The 20,351-nt window shown below is 69.4% G+C and carries 21 protein-coding genes; 5 read left to right on the top strand and 16 right to left on the bottom strand.

The genetic code is table 11. The features are described from left to right. Positions 1 to 2 precede the first annotated feature (2 nt). The 4 genes from BN1193_RS03145 (at position 3) to BN1193_RS03130 (ending at position 3,623) form a co-directional block, all read left to right on the top strand. Positions 3 to 605 carry a GNAT family N-acetyltransferase gene (locus BN1193_RS03145; RefSeq protein WP_040164052.1) on the top strand — a complete coding sequence of 201 codons (603 nt, stop codon included), beginning with the start codon at positions 3 to 5 and terminating at the stop codon, positions 603 to 605. A 30-nt stretch (positions 606 to 635) separates the two neighbouring features. Next, positions 636 to 1,370 carry a lysoplasmalogenase gene (locus BN1193_RS03140; RefSeq protein ID WP_094770246.1) on the top strand — a complete coding sequence of 245 codons (735 nt, stop codon included), beginning with the start codon at positions 636 to 638 and terminating at the stop codon, positions 1,368 to 1,370. Then, positions 1,367 to 1,729: an RNA-binding S4 domain-containing protein gene (locus tag BN1193_RS03135; RefSeq protein ID WP_040164050.1), complete on the top strand. Its 363-nt coding sequence runs from the start codon at positions 1,367 to 1,369 to the stop codon at positions 1,727 to 1,729. The genes BN1193_RS03140 and BN1193_RS03135 overlap by 4 nt, the downstream gene beginning before the upstream one ends. Positions 1,730 to 2,231: 502 nt before the next feature. Continuing rightward, positions 2,232 to 3,623 carry an HNH endonuclease signature motif containing protein gene (locus BN1193_RS03130; protein WP_040164048.1) on the top strand — a complete coding sequence of 464 codons (1,392 nt, stop codon included), beginning with the start codon at positions 2,232 to 2,234 and terminating at the stop codon, positions 3,621 to 3,623. Between the two features lie 228 nt (positions 3,624 to 3,851). Here the strand turns inward: BN1193_RS03130 and BN1193_RS03125 are convergent, their stop codons facing one another. From BN1193_RS03125 to BN1193_RS03110, 4 genes are all read right to left on the bottom strand, one after another. Beyond that, positions 3,852 to 4,778, bottom strand: coding sequence for an NUDIX domain-containing protein (locus BN1193_RS03125; protein ID WP_040164047.1), 927 nt, complete (start codon positions 4,776 to 4,778; stop codon positions 3,852 to 3,854). 75 nt (positions 4,779 to 4,853) lie between these two features. Next, positions 4,854 to 6,359: a ribosome biogenesis GTPase Der gene (gene der, locus BN1193_RS03120; RefSeq protein ID WP_040164046.1), complete on the bottom strand. Its 1,506-nt coding sequence runs from the start codon at positions 6,357 to 6,359 to the stop codon at positions 4,854 to 4,856. Beyond that, positions 6,349 to 7,032: a (d)CMP kinase gene (gene cmk, locus BN1193_RS03115; protein WP_040164044.1), complete on the bottom strand. Its 684-nt coding sequence runs from the start codon at positions 7,030 to 7,032 to the stop codon at positions 6,349 to 6,351. The genes der and cmk overlap by 11 nt, the downstream gene beginning before the upstream one ends. Further along, the gene (locus BN1193_RS03110; RefSeq protein ID WP_040164043.1) at positions 7,025 to 8,140 is read right to left on the bottom strand and encodes a prephenate dehydrogenase; all 1,116 of its coding nucleotides are present in this window, start codon (positions 8,138 to 8,140) and stop codon (positions 7,025 to 7,027) included. Before BN1193_RS03110 ends, cmk begins: the two co-directional genes overlap by 8 nt. A gap of 155 nt (positions 8,141 to 8,295) precedes the next feature. On the opposite strand from BN1193_RS03110, the gene BN1193_RS03105 reads away from it, so the two are divergent. Then, a complete protein-coding gene (locus tag BN1193_RS03105; protein ID WP_040164041.1) occupies positions 8,296 to 8,763 on the top strand; it encodes a hypothetical protein in 468 nt (155 codons plus the stop codon). 21 nt (positions 8,764 to 8,784) lie between these two features. Here the strand turns inward: BN1193_RS03105 and BN1193_RS03100 are convergent, their stop codons facing one another. The 12 genes from BN1193_RS03100 to BN1193_RS03045 form a co-directional block, all read right to left on the bottom strand. After that, positions 8,785 to 9,234 (bottom strand): SRPBCC family protein, encoded by a 450-nt coding sequence (locus BN1193_RS03100; RefSeq protein ID WP_040164039.1) that lies wholly within the window; start codon positions 9,232 to 9,234, stop codon positions 8,785 to 8,787. Continuing rightward, a complete protein-coding gene (locus tag BN1193_RS03095; RefSeq protein WP_040164036.1) occupies positions 9,231 to 9,974 on the bottom strand; it encodes a pseudouridine synthase in 744 nt (247 codons plus the stop codon). The genes BN1193_RS03100 and BN1193_RS03095 overlap by 4 nt, the downstream gene beginning before the upstream one ends. Beyond that, complete coding sequence (scpB, locus tag BN1193_RS03090; RefSeq protein ID WP_040164034.1) at positions 9,971 to 10,564, bottom strand: SMC-Scp complex subunit ScpB; 594 nt, start codon at positions 10,562 to 10,564, stop codon at positions 9,971 to 9,973. Before scpB ends, BN1193_RS03095 begins: the two co-directional genes overlap by 4 nt. Continuing rightward, a complete protein-coding gene (locus BN1193_RS03085; protein WP_040164033.1) occupies positions 10,554 to 11,390 on the bottom strand; it encodes a segregation and condensation protein A in 837 nt (278 codons plus the stop codon). The genes scpB and BN1193_RS03085 overlap by 11 nt, the downstream gene beginning before the upstream one ends. Then, positions 11,374 to 12,207, bottom strand: coding sequence for a ParA family protein (locus tag BN1193_RS03080; protein WP_052460464.1), 834 nt, complete (start codon positions 12,205 to 12,207; stop codon positions 11,374 to 11,376). Before BN1193_RS03080 ends, BN1193_RS03085 begins: the two co-directional genes overlap by 17 nt. A 121-nt stretch (positions 12,208 to 12,328) precedes the next feature. Next, positions 12,329 to 13,633, bottom strand: a complete 1,305-nt coding sequence (locus BN1193_RS03075) for an ABC transporter permease (RefSeq protein WP_326845042.1) — start codon at positions 13,631 to 13,633, stop codon at positions 12,329 to 12,331. Beyond that, complete coding sequence (locus BN1193_RS03070; RefSeq protein ID WP_040164030.1) at positions 13,630 to 14,301, bottom strand: ABC transporter ATP-binding protein; 672 nt, start codon at positions 14,299 to 14,301, stop codon at positions 13,630 to 13,632. Before BN1193_RS03070 ends, BN1193_RS03075 begins: the two co-directional genes overlap by 4 nt. 1 nt (position 14,302) lies before the next feature. Continuing rightward, a complete protein-coding gene (locus BN1193_RS03065) occupies positions 14,303 to 15,946 on the bottom strand; it encodes a hypothetical protein (protein WP_230206395.1) in 1,644 nt (547 codons plus the stop codon). Continuing rightward, entirely contained in the window at positions 15,943 to 16,941 is a 999-nt protein-coding gene (locus BN1193_RS03060; protein ID WP_040164029.1) for a hypothetical protein, read from the bottom strand. Before BN1193_RS03060 ends, BN1193_RS03065 begins: the two co-directional genes overlap by 4 nt. 128 nt (positions 16,942 to 17,069) lie before the next feature. After that, entirely contained in the window at positions 17,070 to 17,972 is a 903-nt protein-coding gene (gene xerD / locus BN1193_RS03055) for a site-specific tyrosine recombinase XerD (protein ID WP_040164027.1), read from the bottom strand. A gap of 1 nt (position 17,973) precedes the next feature. Further along, entirely contained in the window at positions 17,974 to 18,549 is a 576-nt protein-coding gene (locus tag BN1193_RS03050) for an NUDIX domain-containing protein (RefSeq protein ID WP_040164025.1), read from the bottom strand. Next, positions 18,542 to 20,269 carry a CTP synthase gene (locus BN1193_RS03045; protein WP_040164024.1) on the bottom strand — a complete coding sequence of 576 codons (1,728 nt, stop codon included), beginning with the start codon at positions 20,267 to 20,269 and terminating at the stop codon, positions 18,542 to 18,544. Before BN1193_RS03045 ends, BN1193_RS03050 begins: the two co-directional genes overlap by 8 nt. Between the last annotated feature and the right edge of the window lie 82 nt (positions 20,270 to 20,351).

Here is a 20,351-nt window from a genome sequence, read left to right as displayed (position 1 = left end):
CCATGACCTCGATCAGTGTTTCGCCGGTCACTGCAGACCGGTTCGATGACCTGCAGCACACGCTCACCGGTGGCGGCGACGGCGCTTCCTGTCAGTGCCAGTGGTGGCTGATGACCCAGCGCGAGTTCTCCGGCTCCTCGCGCGCGGACAAGGAAGAGCTGCTGCGGGCGGAAACCGCCCGCAGCCCCGTGCCGGGACTCGTGGCGTACGTCGACGGTGTCGCCGCGGGATGGGTCCGGGTCGGTCCGCGGCCGGCGCAGCCGCGCATCGGGCGGACCCGCATCGTGGCCGCCGGCTCGAGCGAACCGGCCGACGCCACGGACGTGTGGGCGATCACGTGCTTCTCCGTTCGACGCGATCACCGTCGGCTCGGACTGACGGAAACCCTGGCGACGGCGGCGGTCGCCTTCGCGCAGGAGAACGGAGCACGCGTCGTCGAGGCCTACCCGGTGGACACGGCGGAGGTCCAGCGCAGCGTCAACGAGCTCTTCCTCGGCACCGTCGCGATGTTTCAGCGAGCGGGGTTCGCCGTGGCCGCGCGGCCGAAGACCGGACGTGCGGTGATGTCCCTGTCGCTGCCGAGGGTCGGGGAATCCTCGTCCTAGCATGAGGTGAACCCCAGCGAAGGAGCCGCAATGGCGCGATCCGAGGAAGACCTCAGCACCGCCCCGAGCGTCAACGACTCCCGGTCGCGCGTCGTCCGGGGCCGAATCCCGCGGTGGGCGTATCTGCCGTTTATCGTGGTCTCGATCGTCCACGTGGTGGCGTTGATCCTGCAGCTGGACGCCGTCGCCGGCCCGACGAAGCTCCTGCTCATGCCGCTGCTCGCGTTCGCGGTCATCATGACCGGCCGGGGGCTGCGCGCCACCGCGGCGCTGACGCTGCTGCTGATCGCACAGCTGTTCTCCTGGTTGGGCGACGGCGCAGGAACGTTCGTGCCCTTCCTGCCGACGTTGCCCATGATGCTCGCGTTCTTCGGCATCGCCCACCTGGCCTACATCGTGCTGCTCTGGCGCCACATCTCGATCCGGCCGTTCTCGTGGTGGGCGCTCCTGTTCGTCGGGTGGTACGCGGCGATGCTGGCGCTGATCGGTCCGGCTGCGAAGGAACTGTTCGTCGCGGTGGCACTGTACGGTCTCGTCCTCGGTCTCACGGCTGCGTTCGCCACACGCTGCTCCCCCATGGTGCTTGTCGGTGCGCTGTTCTTCCTCGCATCCGACACCCTGCTCGCGTTCCAGATCTTCCGACCGGACGTCATGCCCGTGCAGGTCAGCGACCCGCTCGTCATGGCGACGTACTGCATCGGCCAAGGCCTGCTCGCCGCCGGCGTGATCGGCACGTTGCGGTCCCGGCAGGCGGGCACGGAGTGAGCGATAGCGTCCGGGTGGACAGCTGGCTCTGGGCCGTCCGCATCTACAAGACCCGGTCCGCCGCGACCTCGGCCTGCCGCGCCGGACACGTGCGCGTGGGCGGTGAACGGGCCAAGGCCGCCCAGCCGGTGCGCGTCGGTGACGAGTTGCGGGTTCGCATCAGCGGCTTCGACCGCATCCTCGTGGTGCGGCAGACGATCTCGAAGCGCGTCGGGGCACCGTTGGCGGCCGCAGCGGTGGAGGATCGCACGCCCGAGAGACCGCGCCCGGACGCGCTGTTCGCCGCGCGCGACCGGGGTGCTGGACGCCCCACCAAACGCGAGCGCCGCGACATCGATCGGCTCCGCGGCCGCGAGTAGGCGGTCGGTCTCTGTCCGGGCGGCGGTTCCTGCGACTCGATTCAGTCTCGCGATCTCGACTGTCGAGGCGGCCCTGCTTCTTTCGTTCAGGAGGGGTGCGGTTTCTGCCGCGCCCCTCCTTTTTGCGGGGCCGGGTTTCCTGCGGCTTCGGACGACACGGGTTCTGCGGGCGCTCGCGTTCTCGCCCCGGCGCACGGCTCTCGGGATGGGCGGGTCGGGTGCGCTTCTACGCGCGCGGCCGTTCCTGCCGCGCTTCGGGGAGGAGAAGGGGCTGGGCTTCGGCTTAAGACTGCCCGGTGGGCGGGAGCGTTCCGGAGGCCGGCTGACGTTCCCGATTTCCGGGCCGACACCCCTCTTGTGAGCACGCACCAGCGAGACGAAACGGCGTGAGATGCGTGGCTCGATCGGGGGTGAGAGCAACCTCATCTCCACAGGCCGAAATCTATCCACAGCCTGGGATATTCAACGTCCGCTGTCGGTGCCCCGGCGTAAAATATGGGTTATGAACACGACGATGGAACAGACCCGGGAGACGATGGCTCACGCCGTCGCCGACCTCCGTTCCATCCTCGCCTCCGGCACCCTCGGTGAGGCGTCTCGGGAGGACGTTCTCGGGTTCGCGATCAGCGTCGGAGACATGCTCCGGCAATCAGAAGCCGCCGCGATCGAACTGACCGGTGTCATCGAGAAGCGCTCCGCCACGGCGGAGCGCTTCGACGTTTCCTCCGACTGCCGCAGTGCGAACGAAGTCCTGCAACGCACCACGGGTGCCGCCCCCACCACCGTCAAGCGGTGGAGCCGACTCGCCGCGACGATCAAGCCCGCCCGGGTGTTGTCCTCGGGTGAGCAGAAGCCGGCCGAGTTCCCCGCCCTCCGTGAGGCGCTCACCACCGGCGCCATCGGGGCGGACGGGCTGGAAGCCGCGACCCGGCCCCTGCGGGAGATCAAGGATCGCGTCGAGCCGGCGGATCTCGCGGAGGTTGACGAGGTTCTCGCGGCGATGACCACGACCACCGGCGCGCCGGTCATGTGCGACACGCTCCGCGAGCTCTCCCTCCGGCTCGCCACCGACCTGGACATCACCGGTGCCGAGGATGAAGAAGAAAAGTCCTTCCGGGGTCGGGCCCTGAGGCTCGGGGTCAAGCGCAACGGGCTCGTGCCCGTCTCGGGTCAACTCGTCCCGGATGTCGCGGGTGCACTGTCGGTGTTGCTGGATTCGATCAACAACCCCCACGGCCAGCCCGCGGGCGTGAAGTTCCGGCCCTCGGACGAATCCGACGAGAACGCGGATGCGCGCACGATGGCGCAACGGAACCATGACGCCCCCGGCACGATCCTTGCCGCGGTCCCCAATGCTCCGGACATGCCGACCAACGGCGGCGGCGCACCCGTGCTGGTGATCCACGCGACGGAAGACACCGTTCGTGCCGGTGAGGGGTGGGCCACCATCCCCGGAGCCGATGGCACCGGGACGGATGTGCCGGTCCCGTTCGCCGCCGCCAAGCACGTCGGATGCTGTGGCACCATCCAACACCTCACCACCGCCCCCAACGGAAACATCGTCAAGCTCACCATCGACAAGCGCTTCTTCTCCCCCGACCAGCGGCGAGCGATCACCGTCCGCGACCGGTCCTGCGTCATCCCCGGATGCCACACCCCAGCCCGGTGGTGCGAGATCCACCACGTGAAGGAATGGTCCAGGGTCGGTCAGACGGATGTCGACAACGGGGTGCTGATCTGCTGGCACCACCACCGATTCATCGACCGCATGCGCTGGGACATCCGGATGAACGACGGCGTCCCGGAAGTGCGACCACCCGACTGGATCGACACCACCCAGACCTGGCAACCCACCGGCCCACGGGCCGCGGGACAGCCGAAGCGGGGTGCGTGATGTCCAGGGAGAACTCCGCCCACACCCAGCGCACCCGACCCAACCACACCGACATCCGCGCGCCGACACGTGAACCCACCCGCCCCGACAACCCGTGCGGTCTTAAGCGAAATGAACGCGACAACGCCGGAACGCAACACGAGAACCTCCGCCACGCACGGAATGGCGCTTCGACTCGCCGGCGCCGAGCCGCAGATCTCACCGAACCCCGACGACCCCGCCGGCGACTCAGCCCCGGGAAGGAACCTCGTCGATCAGCTCCCGAAGCCACGACACACCCTCGGCCACGACTCCGAGCGCGCGCACGCGCTCCTGCAGCTCACGGTCACTCGTCACCGCCGTGACGTCGGGTTCGAGGTCCACCTCATCACCCGCCAGCGCGACCGCGGCGACCACCGCGTCATCTCCAGCCCCGGGCGCGCGCACGATATGAATCCCGTCCACATCCGCCGCGTCGCGCGCCGCCCCCTCCAGCACGGCCACGATCCACGGATAGAACCGAATCCCCGGACGCCCGAACCGCGCCGCATCAATCCCTTCCGCAGCGAGGTCGGCCAGCCGCTCCAGCCAGCGCTGAGCAGCACCGGCGCGGTCCTTCCACCAGCCGTCCGGCTGCGAACCCATGAGGTTCGCCACGTCGACGACGATCACCGGCCGCACATCCATCAGCCGCACGAGCTCCGGCCACGCCGCGGCGAACCCGGGATGCAGCGGCAGGTCGAGCACCTCGTCCTTGGGCACCCAGCGCAGCTCGACGCTCTCCGGATCCGTGATCTCCGGCGTGAACGGCTCCACCACGGTCGCGACGATCGTGGTGTAGCTCCAGACCTGCTTGTCCAGCGTGTGGGCGAGCAGCGGCCGCACCGACGCGCCCGGCACACCGGCCTCCTCCGAGGACTCGCGCAGCGCACCGCTGATCACCGATTCGCCCTCGTGCAGCGCGCCACCCGGAATGCCCCAGGTGCCGCCGAAATGGCTCCACGCGACCCGGTGCTGCAGCAGAACACCCCGATGCTCGTCAACCGCGAGCAATCCGGCGGCGCCGAAGCGCCCCCAGTACCGCTCCCCCGACTCCGCGATGACCCAGGCATCACCGGGGTCACGCGGGCCCTGCGGTCGACGCGGTTCACCGGGCTCAGGAGGAACGATCGTCACCGTCCCAGCGTAGGCACCGGAACGGCCCCCATGCGCGGACCGCGCCGGAAGAATTACCTCCCGTGTCCGGCTGGATCAGCGCTGCCGCTTCTCCCGAACGCGCATGTTCAGCACGATCGGCGACCCCTCGAAGCCGTAGATCTCACGAAGGCGGCGCTGGATGAACCGGCGGTAGCCGGGGTCCAGGAAACCGGTCGTGAACAGCACGAATGTCGGCGGACGCGTCGCGACCTGGGTACCGAACAGGATGCGCGGCTGCTTGCCACCGCGCACCGGGTGCGGGTGCTCGGCCACGAGCTCGGCGACGAACGCGTTGAACTTGCCGGTCGGAATACGGGTGTCCCACGAGTCCAGGGCCAGCTCGAGCGCGGGCACCAGCTTCTCCAGGTGACGACCGGTCCGCGCGGAGATGTTCACGCGCGGCGCCCAGGCGACGTGCGCCAGGTCCTGCTCGATCTCCCGCTCCAGGTACCGGCGACGGTCATCGTCCAGCAGATCCCACTTGTTGTACGCGAGCACCAGCGCGCGGCCGGATTCGAGCACCAGGTCGATGATGCGCACGTCCTGCTCGCTGATCGGCTGGCTGACGTCCAGCACCACGACGGCGACTTCGGCCTTCTCCAGCGCGGCGGACGTGCGCAGCGACGCGTAGAAGTCCGCGCCCTGCTGCAGGTGCACGCGACGACGGATACCGGCGGTGTCGACGAAGGTCCAGAGCCTTCCACCGAGCTCGACGATCTCGTCGACCGGGTCGCGGGTGGTGCCGGCGAGGTCGTTGACGACCACGCGCTCCTCCCCCGCGGCCTTGTTCAGCAGCGAGGACTTGCCGACGTTCGGCCGACCGAGGATCGCGACACGGCGCGGTCCGCCGATCTCGTGCTTGGCGACGGCGGACACCGTCGGCAGCACCTTCATGACCTCGTCCAGCAGGTCCGCGACACCGCGGCCGTGGATCGCGGACACGGGGTGCGGTTCGCCGAGACCGAGGTTCCACAGCGCCGCGGCCTCCGGCTCCTGCCGACCGTCGTCGATCTTGTTCGCGACCAGGAACACCGGCTTGCCGCTGCGGCGCAGCAGCTTCACGACGTGCTCGTCGGTGTGCGTCGCACCGACCATGGCATCCACGACGAACAGCACGACATCGCACAGGTCGATGGCGATCTCGGCCTGCGCGGCGACGGACGCGTCGATGCCGCGCGCGTCCGGCTCCCACCCGCCGGTGTCCACCAGCGAGAAGCGGCGGCCCAGCCACTCCGCCTTGTACGTGACGCGGTCGCGCGTGACACCGGGGGTGTCCTCCACGACGGCCTCACGACGACCGAGGATGCGGTTCACGAGCGCGGACTTGCCGACGTTCGGACGCCCCACGATCGCGACCACGGGCAGCGCCGGGAGGTACTCGATCCCGTCCGGGCCGAGCTGGACGACCTCAAGGAGCTGCTCGTCCTCCTCGTCCAGGTCGTAGTCCTCCAGGCTCGCGCGCAGGGACGCGGCGCGGGCTTCGGCGAGCTCCTCGTCAAGGTCCGCCAGGGTGTCCTCGAGGTGGTCGGGACCGCCCTCGTACTCTTCTTCAGTGGCCATTACTGCCTCCCGTCGCGCGGTCGATGACCGCGAGCACCGCTTCAATGGTGCCTTCGAAATCAAGATCGGTCGAGTCGACCAGCTCCACGCCCGGTGCGGGCTCGAAGAAGTCGACAACGGCGGAATCGGACGCATCGCGCTTGTGCAGCGCCTCGGCGACCGCGGCCGCGTCCTGTCCCGCCATCTCCAGCCCACGTCGGGCGGCGCGCACCTCGGGCGACGCCGTCAGCAGGATCCGCACCGGGGCGTCCGGAGCCACCACGGTGGTGATGTCGCGCCCCTCGATGGAGACCGCTTCCAGTCCGGAATCGGCCACGATGGCACGGAACATCTCGTTCAGCCGCACGCGCACCGCCGGGACACGCGCGACACCACTGACCGCACCGGAAACCCGGGTGTCACGGATGTCTGTGGTGACGTCGACGCCGCCGACGCTCACGCGACGCTCGTCCGGGTCGAGCCCGAGAGCGAGGTCGAAGTCGTCCAGCGCCGCGAGGACGGCCGAGGGATCCTCGGTGCTGTCACCGCGCTCGAGAACATGCCATGCCAGCGCGCGATACGCAGCCCCGGTGTCGAGGTAGCCGTAGCCGCGGCGACGAGCGATCTCCTTGGAGACGCTCGACTTGCCGCTCCCGGCGGGTCCGTCAATGGCGACGATGAACGTGTCAGTCATTCATACTCGCAATCCGCCAGCCGCGCGACTGGAGCCCGTCCTGCGCCGGCACCGCGATCGCGGGGTCCACGCTGATCTCGGCGAGACCGAACTGCGCGCCCGGCGAGTGCTCCAGGCGCAGGTCCTCGACGTTCACCCCGAGCTCCCCGAGGTCGCCGAACAGGCGCCCCAGCTGACCGGCGGTGTCGTCCACCATGACGACGATGGTCTCGAAGGCCCGGGTCTGTCCGTGCTTGCCGGGCAGGCGCTCGACACCCTCGTTGCCGCGGCGGATCGTCTCGGCGACGTCACGGCGGGCGCCCGGAGCGTCCGGAACGCGCAGGGCGTCCGCGACCGCGGCCAGATCCGCCGCGAGCGCATCGAGGACATCGACGACCGGAGCCGCATTGGCACCGAGGATCTGCACCCACAGTTCGGGAGCGGACGCCGCGATGCGCGTCGTGTCCCGCACGCCACCACCGGCGAGCCGCAGCAGGCCCTCGTCCACGTCGCGGAACCGTCCGGCCAGGAGCGACGCGACCAGCTGCGGCACGTGCGAGGTGAGGGCGACGGACCGGTCGTGCTCCTCCGGCGTCATCTCCACCGGCATGGCACCGAGGTCCAGGGCCAGCGCCTCGACAAGGGCGAGGTCGCGGCGCGGCGTCTCCTCGTCGCGGCAGACGACCCAGGGACGACCGACGAAGATGTCCGCGCGCGCCGAGATGGCACCGCCGCGCTCCCGACCGGCGAGCGGGTGCGAGCCGATGTAGTGGGTGAGGTCGATGCCGCGCTCACGCAGCGCGTGCAACGGCTCCAGCTTGACACTGGCGACGTCGGTCACGACGGCGTCCGGGAAGCGCGCGAGCTCCGCGGCGATCACGGCCGCGGTGACATCCGGCGGCACCGCCACGACGACGAGCACCGGACGGTCATCGTCGCGCTCCGCACGTCCGGCGCCGTAGTCGATCGCGAGCCGGAGCTGCGCCGGTGACGTGTCCGCGAGGACGACGTCCAGGCCCTTCAGCCGCAGCGCGTGGCCGATGCTCGCGCCGAGCAGCCCCGCGCCGACGATGCGGACGGTGCCCTCCAGTCGCGGCGCGACGCGCAGCGCGTTCGCGGTCTCGGTCACGGTGTCTCCTGATATCTCGCCTCCGGGGATCCCCGGGCGGCGCGATGTCTCGAGCGCCGACGTCCCAGTCTACCGGCGCGCGCTCGCGCGCCGACACGGGGTGCCCACCGGCACCGCTATCCTCATCGCACGACCACTCGACGACGGGCGCGGACATGACAGCACGACGATGGATCCTCGGGACCGCGATCGCGGGCTCGCTGCTGCTCTCCGGCTGCACCGCCGACGACAAGCCGGAGAGGGCGACCGCGTCGCCGACCCCGACGACGGCGCCGACGCTCGCTGCCCCCGCCCCGACGATCACGCAGCCGCCAACCGGCCCGAACGAGATCGCCCGCGCCTTCGTCGAATCCAACGAAGATCACAGCGTCACCGTGACGATCGATCCCAACACGGACGGCACGCAGGTCATCTTCGCCTGCAGCGGCGCGACCCGGCTGGGCTACGAAGTGACGACGACCAGCGGCACACTCATCACCAGCGGCGAGGGCCCCTGCGACGGCCACGAGACGCAGAACACGGCGACCCCCGCCTCTTCCGCGCATCAAGACGTGCAGCTGCGGATCACCGGCGAGACGACACCGGACACCGTGGCCTACGCCGTGTTGACCTACGCCCGCTGAGCAGACCGCACCGATCGCCGCTCAGCGAGCGTCGAGCACGGCGAGCAGGTGCGCATTGCGACGGCGGATGAGGCGCCGGAGGTACGGCACCAGAACCAGGCGCTCGGCGAGACGGCCGAACACGGGCGATGCGAGCTCGATCTCGTCGGTCATCACCGTCTGATCGCCCTCCCGGACGAACGTGTGCGTGTGCCGGAAGGACCGGAACGGACCCCGCACCTGCGCGTCCACGAAGCGGTGCGGCCGGTCCAGCTCCTCGATCCGGGACGTCATCCGCCAGCGCACTCCGAAATGCCGGGCACGCCAGGTCACGGTCTCTCCCAGGCCGATCCGCCCCGAGACCGTCCCCGCAACCGCCTGCTCGCCGGACGCCGCCATCGACCCGACGTGCTCGTCGATGTCGAGGGACACGTCGAACAGCGCCCCCGGCGTGTGTCGCGAGCGCGTCTCGATCCGGAAGGCGCTGGTCACTCCTGAGCGTCGCGTGCGATCGTCAGCAGGGCTCCGCGCTCGGCTGCGTTCAGTTCGCGCATCGCGCCGGCGGCGAGCGTGCCGAGGTGAAGGGGGCCGAACTGCCGCCGCACCAGCTCGATGACGGGGTGACCCACCTCGGCCATCATGCGCCGGACGATCCGGTTGCGTCCCGAGTGCAGGGTCAGCTCCACCAGGCTCGTGCCCTTCGAGGAGTCCAGCAATCGGGCCTTGTCGGCGGCGATCGGGCCATCCTCGAGTTCGATCCCCTTGGTCAGCTTCGCGATCGTCTGCGGGGTCACGGACCCGCGCACCTTCGCGATGTAGACCTTCGTCACGCCGAAGGACGGGTGCGAGAGCACGTGCGCGAGGTCGCCGTCGTTCGTCAGCACCAGCAGACCGCTGGTCTCCGCGTCCAGACGCCCGACGTTGTAGAGCCGCTCCTCGAACTCGCTCGTGAAGCGACGAAGGTCCGGGCGGCCCTGCTCGTCCTTCATGGAACTGACCACCCCGGTGGGCTTGTTCAGCATGACGTAGCGCTTGGTCGTGTCCAGCTGGACGGCCGTGCCGTCCACGTCCACGAGGTCGGTCTCCGGGTTCAGTCGCGAGCCGAGCTCGGTGACGACCTCACCGTTCACGCGGATGCGCCCGGCGGTGATCATCTCCTCCACCACGCGCCGGGAGGCGACACCGGCGTGCGCCAGCGCCTTCTGGAGGCGGACGCCGTCCTGCTCGGTCATGAGATCCCTTCGTCGAAGCCGTCCGCGCCGTCATCGAGCAACGGCGAGATCGGCGGCAGTTCGTCCAGCGAGTTGATGCCGAGGTTGCTCAGCAGCAGATCGGTGGTGCCGTAGTTGATGGCGCCGGTCTCGGCGTCGGTGAAAAGTTCCGTGATGAGCCCCCGCGCGACGAGCGTCCGGACGACCGAATCGACGTTCACGGCGCGGATGGCGGCGACCTGGCTGCGGCTGACCGGCTGCTTGTACGCGATCACCGCGAGGGTCTCCAGCGCCGCCTGGGACAGCCGCGCGGGCGCCTGAGCGTTGACATAGTCGCTGACCAGTGTGTCCTGCTCCACGCGGACGTAAAAACGCCAGCCCCCGCCGACCTCGCGCAGCTCGAACCCGCGCACCGGTCCCCCGGACTCACCGTCGTAGTCCGCGACGAGCTCGGCGATCACTCGACGCACGGCCTTGGTGGGCGCGCCGACCGCCGCGGCGAGGCTCACCACGGCCTGCGGTTCTTCGGCGACGAGCAGGATCGCCTCCAGCCGCTGGGCGATCTCACGGTCGGTGAGCACGCGCTCTGCGACGTCCATGTCATCGGTCATAGTCGGCTCCCAATGTGGCGAGGGTGTCCTCGGACCAGGTCTGCGCGGTCCACCGCAGCGTGAGCTCGCCGAGCGGTTCGAGCTGCTCGAAGGACAGGGCCGCGTGCCGGTACAGCTCGAGGACGGAAACGAAGCGGGCGACGATCACCCCGGCGGTGTCGACCCCGGCGATCAGTTCGCGGAAGGTCATCGACTCTCGGCTGCGCAGCGCACTGACCACGATCGCCGCCTGCTCGCGGATCGACACCAGGGGGGCGTGCAGATGATCCAGACCCACGGTGGGCAGCGCCTTCGGCGCGAACGCCAGCAGCGCAGTGGCGGTGAAATCCTCGAGCGACGCCGTCCAGATGAGCTCCGGAACGCGCGCGCGGAACTTCTCGTCCAGCCGCACCGCGCGCGCATGGCGACGGTCCTCGCTCTCCAAGCGTCCTTGGAACCAGACCGCGACCTCCTTGAAGGCGCGGTACTGAAGCAACCGCGCGAACAGCAGGTCGCGGGCTTCCAGCAACGCCACGGACTCCGCGTCCACGAGTTCGCCCTGCGGCAGGAGCCCGGCCACCTTCATGTCCAGGAGGGTCGCTGCGACGACCAGGAACTGGGAGGCCTGATCGAGCTCGGACGGATCGTCCAGGTCGCGAAGGTACGCGATGAACTCGTCCGTCACTCGACTCAGGGACACCTCGGTGATGTCCATCTCATGCTGCGAGATCAGCGTCAGCAGCAGGTCGAACGGGCCGTCGAAGTTGCCGAGGGACACACGGAAGCCGCTGCCCTCCTCGGCCGGCGCGACCGCCGCACCCGGGGCGTCGTCAGGCGACGGCGCCACGGGAGACCAACTCCCGCGCGAGGCGCAGGTACGCCTGCGCGGCGGGATGCTCGGGCGCGAACTCCGTGATGGGCATGCCGGCGACGGACGCGTCCGGGAACTTCACGGTACGGCCGATCACGGTCTCCAGGACGTCATCGCCGAAGGCGTCGACGACGCGCTCCAGCACTTCGCGCGAATGCAGAGTGCGGGGGTCGTACATCGTGGCGAGAACGCCATCGAGTTCGATCGAGGGGTTCAGGCGATCGCGGACCTTGTCGATCGTCTCGATCAGCAGCGCGACACCGCGCAGGGCGAAGAACTCGCACTCCAGGGGGATCAGGACGCCGTGGCTGGCGGTCAGCGCGTTGACGGTGAGCAGGCCGAGCGAGGGCTGGCAGTCGATCAGGATGACGTCGTACTCACCGGCGACCTGACGCAGCACGCGGGAGAGGATCATCTCGCGCGCGACCTCGTTGACCAGGTGCACCTCGGCCGCGGAGAGGTCGATGTTGGCCGGGAGGATGTCCAGACCCTCCACCGCGGTCTCCACGATGACCTCGTGCGCGTCACGTTTCGGATCCAGCAGCAGGTCGTAGACCGTGGGGACGTCGTGCGTTGCGACACCCAGTCCGGCGGACAGCGCGCCCTGCGGGTCGAAGTCGACGGCGAGCACCTTGCGCCCGTAGCCGGCCAGGGCCGCGGCCAGGTTGATCGAGGTGGTCGTCTTGCCGACGCCACCCTTCTGGTTGCACAGCGCGATGATGCGTGCCGGACCGTGCTGGTCGAGCTTTTTGGGGGTGTCGAAGCCGTGGTACGGCCGACCCGTCGGTCCCATGATGACCTCGTCGCCGGCCTGGGTCTTGCCCGTCTTCACGTTGTGCGCCACCGAGTCTCCCGTATCCGTTCGCTCCGTCGAGTCTACCGACGGGATCGGATCCGCATGGTTCACTCGCCGTTCAACCGCCACGCAGCGCGGTGACGGGTTCGATGCGCGCGGCGCGTCGTGCCGGGAACCAGCCGGCCGCGAGACCCACGACCGCGCCGAGAACCGCGCCGGCCAGCGCCACCCACGGGGAGATGATCGGCGACCAGCCGCGCACCAGGGAGACGCCCACGATCGCGAACACACCGACGGCCGACCCGATCAGACCGCCCAGCAGGCCGATCACGATGGACTCCAGCACGAACTGCGAACCGATCTGCCGCCGGGTCGCACCGAGCGCGCGACGCAGGCCGATCTCGCCCACGCGTTCGGAGACGTTCAGCATCGTCACGTTCGCGATGCCGAGGGCACCGGCGAGCAGGACGATCGCGCCGAGCACGATGAACACGAAGTTGACGTCGGCCTGGACGTCCTGAGCCAGGTCGCTGCGCTTGGGCGGCGAGTTCGCCTTCAGCCCCTCGGGGGCGTCCGGTGCCAGCGCGATCACGGCCTGCCGGGCGACCTGCGGCCCCGCCCCGACGCCGATCCGGATCTGCAGTTGCGACGGGGCCGGCAGCGCGAAGTCCGCCTGCGCGGCGGACATCGGAATGATCACGCTGTCCGTCAGCTCGGCCCGTCGAGCGAAACCGTCCACGATGCCGATCACGGCGTACGGCACGCCCGCGATGAAGATGGCCGGTTGCGTGTCCAGGCGGGACACCCCGAGCTGCTCGGCGGCACCCGCGCCGAGCACCGCGACCCGGTCCGCCCGCGTCAGGTGTCCGGAGTCGAACATCCGACCGGTGACGATCTCGCCCCGCAGCGTGTGCAGCAGTCCGGGGGTCGCACCGATCAGGTCCGGTGGCGCCTTCTGCACGGCGGACGGATCCACGACGGGGACCGCCGTGATGTCCTGTCCGCCGAGATCGACCTCACCGATGAGAGCGGAGTCCTCCACCCCGACGAGCCTCTCCACCCGGTCCGGCGAATCCCAGGGCAGTCGTCCGGTGGCCGCGAGCTTCCCTTCGCGACCGGCCTTCGCCTCCTGCGGCTGCACCACCACCGTGGTGGCGGCGACGGCGTCGAACTGACTGGAGATCTGTCCCGCCGTGGTCTGCGCGAAACCGATCGTCGCCACGAGTGCCCCGATGCCGAGAACGGTGCCGACCGTCGTCATCACCAATCGACCCGGCCGCGACCCGATGTCCGCGGTCGCCTCGGCTGCGAGGTCGGAGAAGAGGAACCGGTCGGCGTGCGGGATCGGCGCGACGAGGTCCTCCCCCGTCGCCGGCGAGGTCTCATCGTCTGCGGCGGATCGGCGCCGCCGGAACCACTTCACGCGACCTCGCTCAGCCGACCGTCCGCGATGCGGACCCGACGGTGGGCACGGGCGGCGACGTTGTCGTCGTGGGTGATGACGACGAGGGTCAGACCATCCGCGTTCAGCTCCTCGAACAGACTCATCACCTCAGCACTGGTCGCCTGGTCCAGGTTTCCGGTGGGCTCGTCCGCCAGGAGCAGACGCGGCCGGCTGACGACGGCGCGCGCGACGGCGACGCGCTGGCGCTCACCGCCGGACAGCGAGCCGGGGCGGAAGTCCACCCGGTGGCCGAGCCCGACCCGCTCCAGCGCCTCGCGCGCCCGAGGCTCGCGCTCTTCCCGCGGCACCCCGCTGTACTGCATCGGCATGAGCACGTTATCGAGCACGGACCGGCGCGGCATGAGGTGGAAGGCCTGGAAGACGAAGCCGATGAAACGGCCGCGCACAGCGGCGCGCTGGTCCTCGTTCAGCGCCCCCGTGCTCGTCCCGGCGAGTCGGTACTCGCCCACGCTCGGGCGATCCAGCAGTCCGAGAAGGTTCAGCATCGTGGATTTGCCCGACCCACTGGGCCCGATCACGGAGACGTACTCCCCCTCCTGCACGGCGAAGTTCACGCCCTTGAGCGCCTGCACCTCGGGCGGGCCGGGAAAGGACCGGGTGACGTCCTGCAGCTCGACCAGACTCACCTCACTCCCCGATCACCACGAGGTCGCCCTTCTCCAGGGCCCCCTCCACCGGCGTCACCTCGACGCTGCCGCCGGCCGCGAGTCCGGTGGTGACCGTGACCAGGTGCGTCTCGGCCTTCTCGCCGTCACGCGGGTCGCCGTCCACGACCTGGACGCGCGCCTCACCGCCTGACCCGGCGGTCAGCGCGGCCAGCGGCACGGAGAGCACGTCGCCGTCGGTCGCGCCCACGCCGATGCTGACGCGCACATTGCTGCCCTGGACCGTCGCCCACTGTTCCGGGGTCAGCTTCCCCGGCTCGAACGTGACGGTCCAGCGCTTCTCCCCCTTCGGCTGCTCGACCGACGCGATCTTCGCGGGCACCTCGGTGTCATCCGGCAACCGGAACGACGCCGTATCGCCCACCTTCAGCAGCTTCGCGTCGGCGTCTGCGGCGGCACCGGTGAGACGGATGTTGGCGCCGGACACGGTCATCGCGACCCCCTCCAGGATCGCGCCGCGGGTGATCTTCACGTCGTCCACGCGTCGCGGCAGCGAGGCGAGGTAGAGCACCTCGCTGGAGGGCAGGAAGGGCTGCACGCCCTGACGCGCGAGCTCCAGGCCCTCCTGCGCGCGGTTGAGCTGTTCGTACGCGGCGTTCACCGCTCCCTGCTCGCCGCTCAGGTCCTTGCCGCCGTACGCGTCGTCGCGCTGGGCGACCGCGACCGCGACGGCGTCCTCCAGGTCGGCGACCTCGCCCTGACGAGCCGGGTCCGCTCGCGCGGCGTCCAGCTCGCGTTGCGCGCGGTTCACGGCCACGTCGAGCTCCTTCGCCTGCGCCCCGCTCGGTCCCTGACCGGCCTGGCTGAGCGCCGCTTCCGCGGATGCGATCCCCTGTTGCGCCGCGGTGACGGAGTCCTGCGCGGCACGGTACGCCTCCGTGGCCGTCGCCTCACCCGCGGGAGACGGGTAGCCGACGGCGTCGTACAGTCGTCCGATCGCGTCCGCCAGCGTCTGATCGAACGCGTCCGAGGCCACGTCGCCGGGGTCGATACCGACGCTGACCAGCGCCTGCTTGAGCTGCAGAACGTCCGGGCCGGCGACGCCGATCCGGAGGTTGCGGTAGGCCGGCAGCTCACCGGGCAGCACGATGACCGGTCGTCCGGCGACCTCCGTGACGATGCTGAGCGCGGCGAGTTCGTCCCCCACCTTCGGCACACGGCCGGTGACCACGGCCGGCCCGGAGATCGCCGACGTGTCCAGTTTCACTTCGACCGAATCGGCGTACCCCACGTCGGCCCGGATGACGACGTCGTTGCTCAGCGGACCGAAGTCCACGGGCGCGGTGACCAGGCCGGGCTCCGGCGGCTCCGTGTTCGACGCGGCCTCGGCCGGCGAGATGATGAAGCGCTGCACGAGGAGTCCCGCGACCAGGGACAGCACGGCCACCCCCGCGACGATCCACAGGGTCTTGTTGCCGCGGAACACGCGCCCCCATCCGGCGACCCGACGCGACGGCTTCTCAACGATGACCTGCTCCGGCTCCGGCGCCGCGGTCGTCATCAACTCGTCGAACGAGCTCCCGTCCCGCGCCTCGGGCGTCGTCGGGTCGGATGCGGTGATCTCCGCGGTCTCGTCAGAATCTCGGCGGCCTCGCTTGCGGATCACGACTTCTTCGCCGCCTGCTCGGCAGCCTTCTTGTATTCGTCCAGCTCAGCCTTGTGCTCGGCGATGAATTCCTCCTCGGCGGCGAACTGCTCCTTCAGCTGCTCCTGGGCGTAGTCGACCTTCTCCCGGCAGTCGAGGTCGACCAGGGCCTGCTTGATCTCGTCCTTCTGGAGACTCTTGTACTCCTCCGAGTTCGTATCCGGTCCCTTCTCCGGGTCAGCGTTCTCATACATCTTGTTGAGCTTGTCGCTGAAGGCCTCCTGCGCAGCCGACTGACGTTCCATGCCGGGGTAGCCGCCCTCCTCCATGCACGCGGACCACTTCTTGTCCACCGCCAGGGCGCTGTCCCACTGCTTGGTGTACATGTCATTCATCGCGTCGAAGAGGTCCTGGTACTGCTCGCTGAGCAGGTCGGAGGCGTCGTCGCCGTAGACCTCGTGCTGCGCCGAGCCCTGGCAGCCGCTCTGCTCCCACGTCAGCGTGTACGAGCCGTCCTCGTTCACGTCTTCCGGGTCCGGCTCCCCGCCGTAGAGCGTCTCGTAGTAGGAAGCCCGCTCGCTCTCCGAAAGTCCCTCGACGTACTTCTGGTTCGGGTCCTCGGAAACTTCCTCACCGGACTGCTCCTGCCACGGAGACTTGAGCATCCCGTAGCCGTACTCTTCGACCCACTTGCGGTCGTCGGGCTTCCAGGGGTTGTCCTCGTCGGAGTACACGACGCCGGAGTTGTTCGTGTTCGGCCTGTACTCGAAGCCCTCCTTGGCCATGCATGCGGCGACGACGTCCTCGACCTTGGCGTTCTGCTTGTCGAACTCGGCCTGCCGGTCCTCGTCGCTGATCCCGGAGTCGTAGCCGGCGGAGAGGTACTTGTTCAGCGGCGAGTCCTCCCAGGTGAGCTCACCGTTCTTTCCGGTTCCGGCGCCCGGGCCGGAACAGGCGGCCAGCCCGAGCGCGGCCACCGCGATCGTTGCGGCGGCGAAAATCGACCGAACATGCATGATCTGATCCCCCAGAGACGTCAGCGTTTCGGATCAGAGTAGGGGGCGACTCCCGCGGACCGCGACAAATGTCACAGGAACGTGATGGGAAATACATCGAAAGATGTAACTTTTGCTCCGAGGTGGACTCAGACCGCTCGCGGGTGGCTCGTGGCGTAGACATCCCGCAGCGCGTCCACCGTCACGTGCGTGTAGATCTGGGTGGTCGCGACCGACGCGTGCCCGAGGAGTTCCTGCACGACGCGGACATCCGCTCCGCCCTGGAGGAGGTGGGTCGCGAAGGAGTGCCGCAGCGTGTGCGGCGAGACGTTCTCGCTCAGGTGCGCACGTTCGGCGGCGGCGCGGATCACGAGCCAGGCGCTCTGCCGGGACAGCGGGGCCCCGCGAGCACCGAGGAACAGGCGAGGCGTGGCCGAACCACGCGCCGCGAGCGCCGGGCGCACGCGGGTCAGATACGCGTCCACCGCCGTCCGGGCGTAGGACCCGATCGGGACGATCCGCTCCTTGTCTCCCTTGCCGCGCAGGCGCAGGATGTCGCCGTGCGTGAGATCGTCCACGTCAAGCGTGATCGCCTCGGACACGCGAGCACCGGTCGCGTAGAGCAGCTCGAGCAGCGCGCGGTCGCGGATACCGAGTGGTTCCTCGGGGCTGGGGGCGTTCAGCAGCGTCTCGACCTGTGCGATCGTGAGCGCTTTCGGCAGGCGGCGCGGGGGCTTCGGAGGGCGCAGGCGCCCGGTGGGGTCATCGGTGTCGATCCCCTCGCGCACGAGGAACCGATGCAAGCCTCGAACCGAGGACTGCAGACGCGCCAGACTCGTCGCCGCCGGTGCCGGCTCCGCGGACGCTCGCTCGGCGGCGAATTCGGCGACGATCGGTCCGGTCACTGCGGCGGTGTCGGCGATCCCCCGCTCCGCGAGCCAGGCGACGTACCCCGCGAGGTCCCGGCGGTAGGCCGCGACGGTGTGCTCGGAGAGGCCGCGCTCGATCGTGACGTGGCGCAGGTACGCGTCCACGGCACGATCCGGCTGCATCTCAGTGCGCCCGCTCGCGGCGCAGCAGTTCTGCGGCCGCGAGTGCACCGGTGGCCAGGATGCCGTTGCACATCGCTCCGGAGAGGACCGCGTCGATGACCTCGCCGAGCGGTATCCATGCCCGGCGCATGTCCGCCTCCTCACCCGTGCGAACGAAGTCCGTCTTCACGGGGCGCAGGTCGCGCGCCAGGTACACATGGATCAGCTCGCTGTTACCGCCCGGGGTGGTGTGCACCGACACCAGGCGGTCCCAGCGGTCCGCGGCCAGGTCGGCCTCCTCGGCGAGCTCCCGGGCCGCCGCGTCGCGCGGATCCTCGCCCGGAACATCGAGAATTCCCGCCGGCAGCTCCCAGTCGCGCGTCCGGATCGGGTGCCGGTACTGCTGCAGCGCCATGACGCGCTCCTCGGCGTCCAGGGCGACGACCGCCGCCGCACCCGGGTGCTCGATGAACTCCCGCGTCAGCTCCGCGTCGCCGTAGCGGAACGTCTCGCTGACGACATCCCAGATGTAGCCGGCGAAGACACGTTCGCGGCGGATGACCTCCGGCTCGAACGCCTCGTCACGCAGGTCAGTCATCGGATTCGTCCCGGAACAGCTCGCTCGCACGGTGCCGCTCCAACGCCGCACCGATGAGTCCGCGGAACAGCGGGTGTGCGGCCGTCGGACGCGATCGCAGTTCCGGGTGCGCCTGCGTGGCGATGTAGTACGGGTGCACCTCGCGCGGCAGTTCCACGAACTCGACGAGGTCGAGGTCCGGGTTGATGCCGGAGAACACGAGCCCGGCCTCTGCCAGGCGGTCGCGGTACGCGTTGTTCACCTCGTAGCGGTGACGGTGGCGCTCCTGCGCCGTCGTCGACCCGTACACCTCCGCCGCGATCGATCCCTCCGCGAGGGCCGCCGGGTACAGCCCGAGGCGCATCGTTCCGCCCAGGTCGCCGGCGGCGATGATGTCGACCTGCTCCTCCATCGTGGCGATGACCGGCTCGGTCGTGTCCGGGTCGAACTCACTGGAGGACGCCCCGGCGATACCCGCGACGTCGCGCGCGTATTCGATGACCATGCACTGCAGGCCGAGGCAGATGCCGAGGGTCGGAATGCCCTGCTCCCGCGTGAAGCGCAGGGCCCCGAGCTTGCCCTCGATCCCGCGGATGCCGAAGCCGCCGGGGACGATCACGCCGTCGAGGTGTCCGAGGGCCTTGGCCGCACCCTCCGGCGTCTCGCAGGTGTCCGACGCGATCCACTCGATCGTGACGTGCGTCTCCTGCGCGAACCCGCCGGCGCGCAGCGCTTCCGTCACGGACAGGTAGGCGTCGGGCAGGTCGATGTACTTGCCGACCAGGCCGATCGTGACCTCATGCTTGGGGTTGTGGACGGCGCCGAGCACCTTGTCCCAGCGTGACCAGTCCACGTCGGTCGCGACATCCGCGAGGCGGAACGAGTTCACGATGTAATCGTCCAGCCCCTGGTCGTGCAGCATCGTCGGGATGTCGTAGATGCTCGGCACGTCCACCGCGTTGACGACGGCACGCTCGTCCACGTCGCACATGAGCGCGATCTTGCGCTTGTTCGACTCCGTGACCGGACGGTCGCTGCGCAGCACGAGCGCGTCCGGCTGGATGCCGATGGAGCGCAGCGCGGCCACGGAGTGCTGCGTCGGCTTGGTCTTCTGCTCCCCCGAAGCGCCCATGAACGGCACCAACGAGACGTGCACGAAGAACACATTGTCCCGGCCCAGCTCGTGGCGGATCTGACGGGCGGACTCGATGAACGGCTGCGATTCGATGTCGCCGACGGTGCCGCCGATCTCGGTGATGATCACGTCCGGCTGGGGGTCGTTGTCCGCCTGCAGACGCATGCGACGTTTGATCTCGTCGGTGATGTGAGGGATGACCTGCACCGTGTCGCCGAGGTATTCGCCGCGGCGCTCCTTGGCGATCACCTGCGAGTAGATCTGGCCCGTCGTGACGTTCGCCGCCTGGCTCAGTTCGATGTCCAGGAACCGCTCGTAGTGGCCGATGTCGAGGTCCGTCTCGGCGCCGTCGTCGGTGACGAACACCTCGCCGTGCTGGAACGGGTTCATCGTTCCCGGGTCGACGTTCAGATACGGGTCGAGCTTCTGCATCACGACGTGAAGACCGCGTGCGGTCAGAAGATTCCCCAGGCTGGCGGCCGTGAGTCCCTTGCCGAGCGAAGAGACGACACCTCCCGTCACGAAGATGTGCTTCGTGACCTTGTCGGGGACCGACCGGGGGGCCGAAGTGGATGAGTTCGCGCTTGCTGAAGAAGTATCCGCCACGGGCTTCCATGCTATCAGCGAACCCGACGGTGCGGCGCACATGACACCGTCCTCCGTGCGTGTCGGCGGGCGCTGCGGTCGG

Source organism: Microbacterium gorillae, assembly GCF_000826185.2.
Taxonomy (GTDB): domain Bacteria; phylum Actinomycetota; class Actinomycetes; order Actinomycetales; family Microbacteriaceae; genus Microbacterium; species Microbacterium gorillae.
The sequence above is the reverse complement of the archived record's forward strand: the minus strand, read 5'-3'. Positions and strand labels throughout refer to the sequence as shown.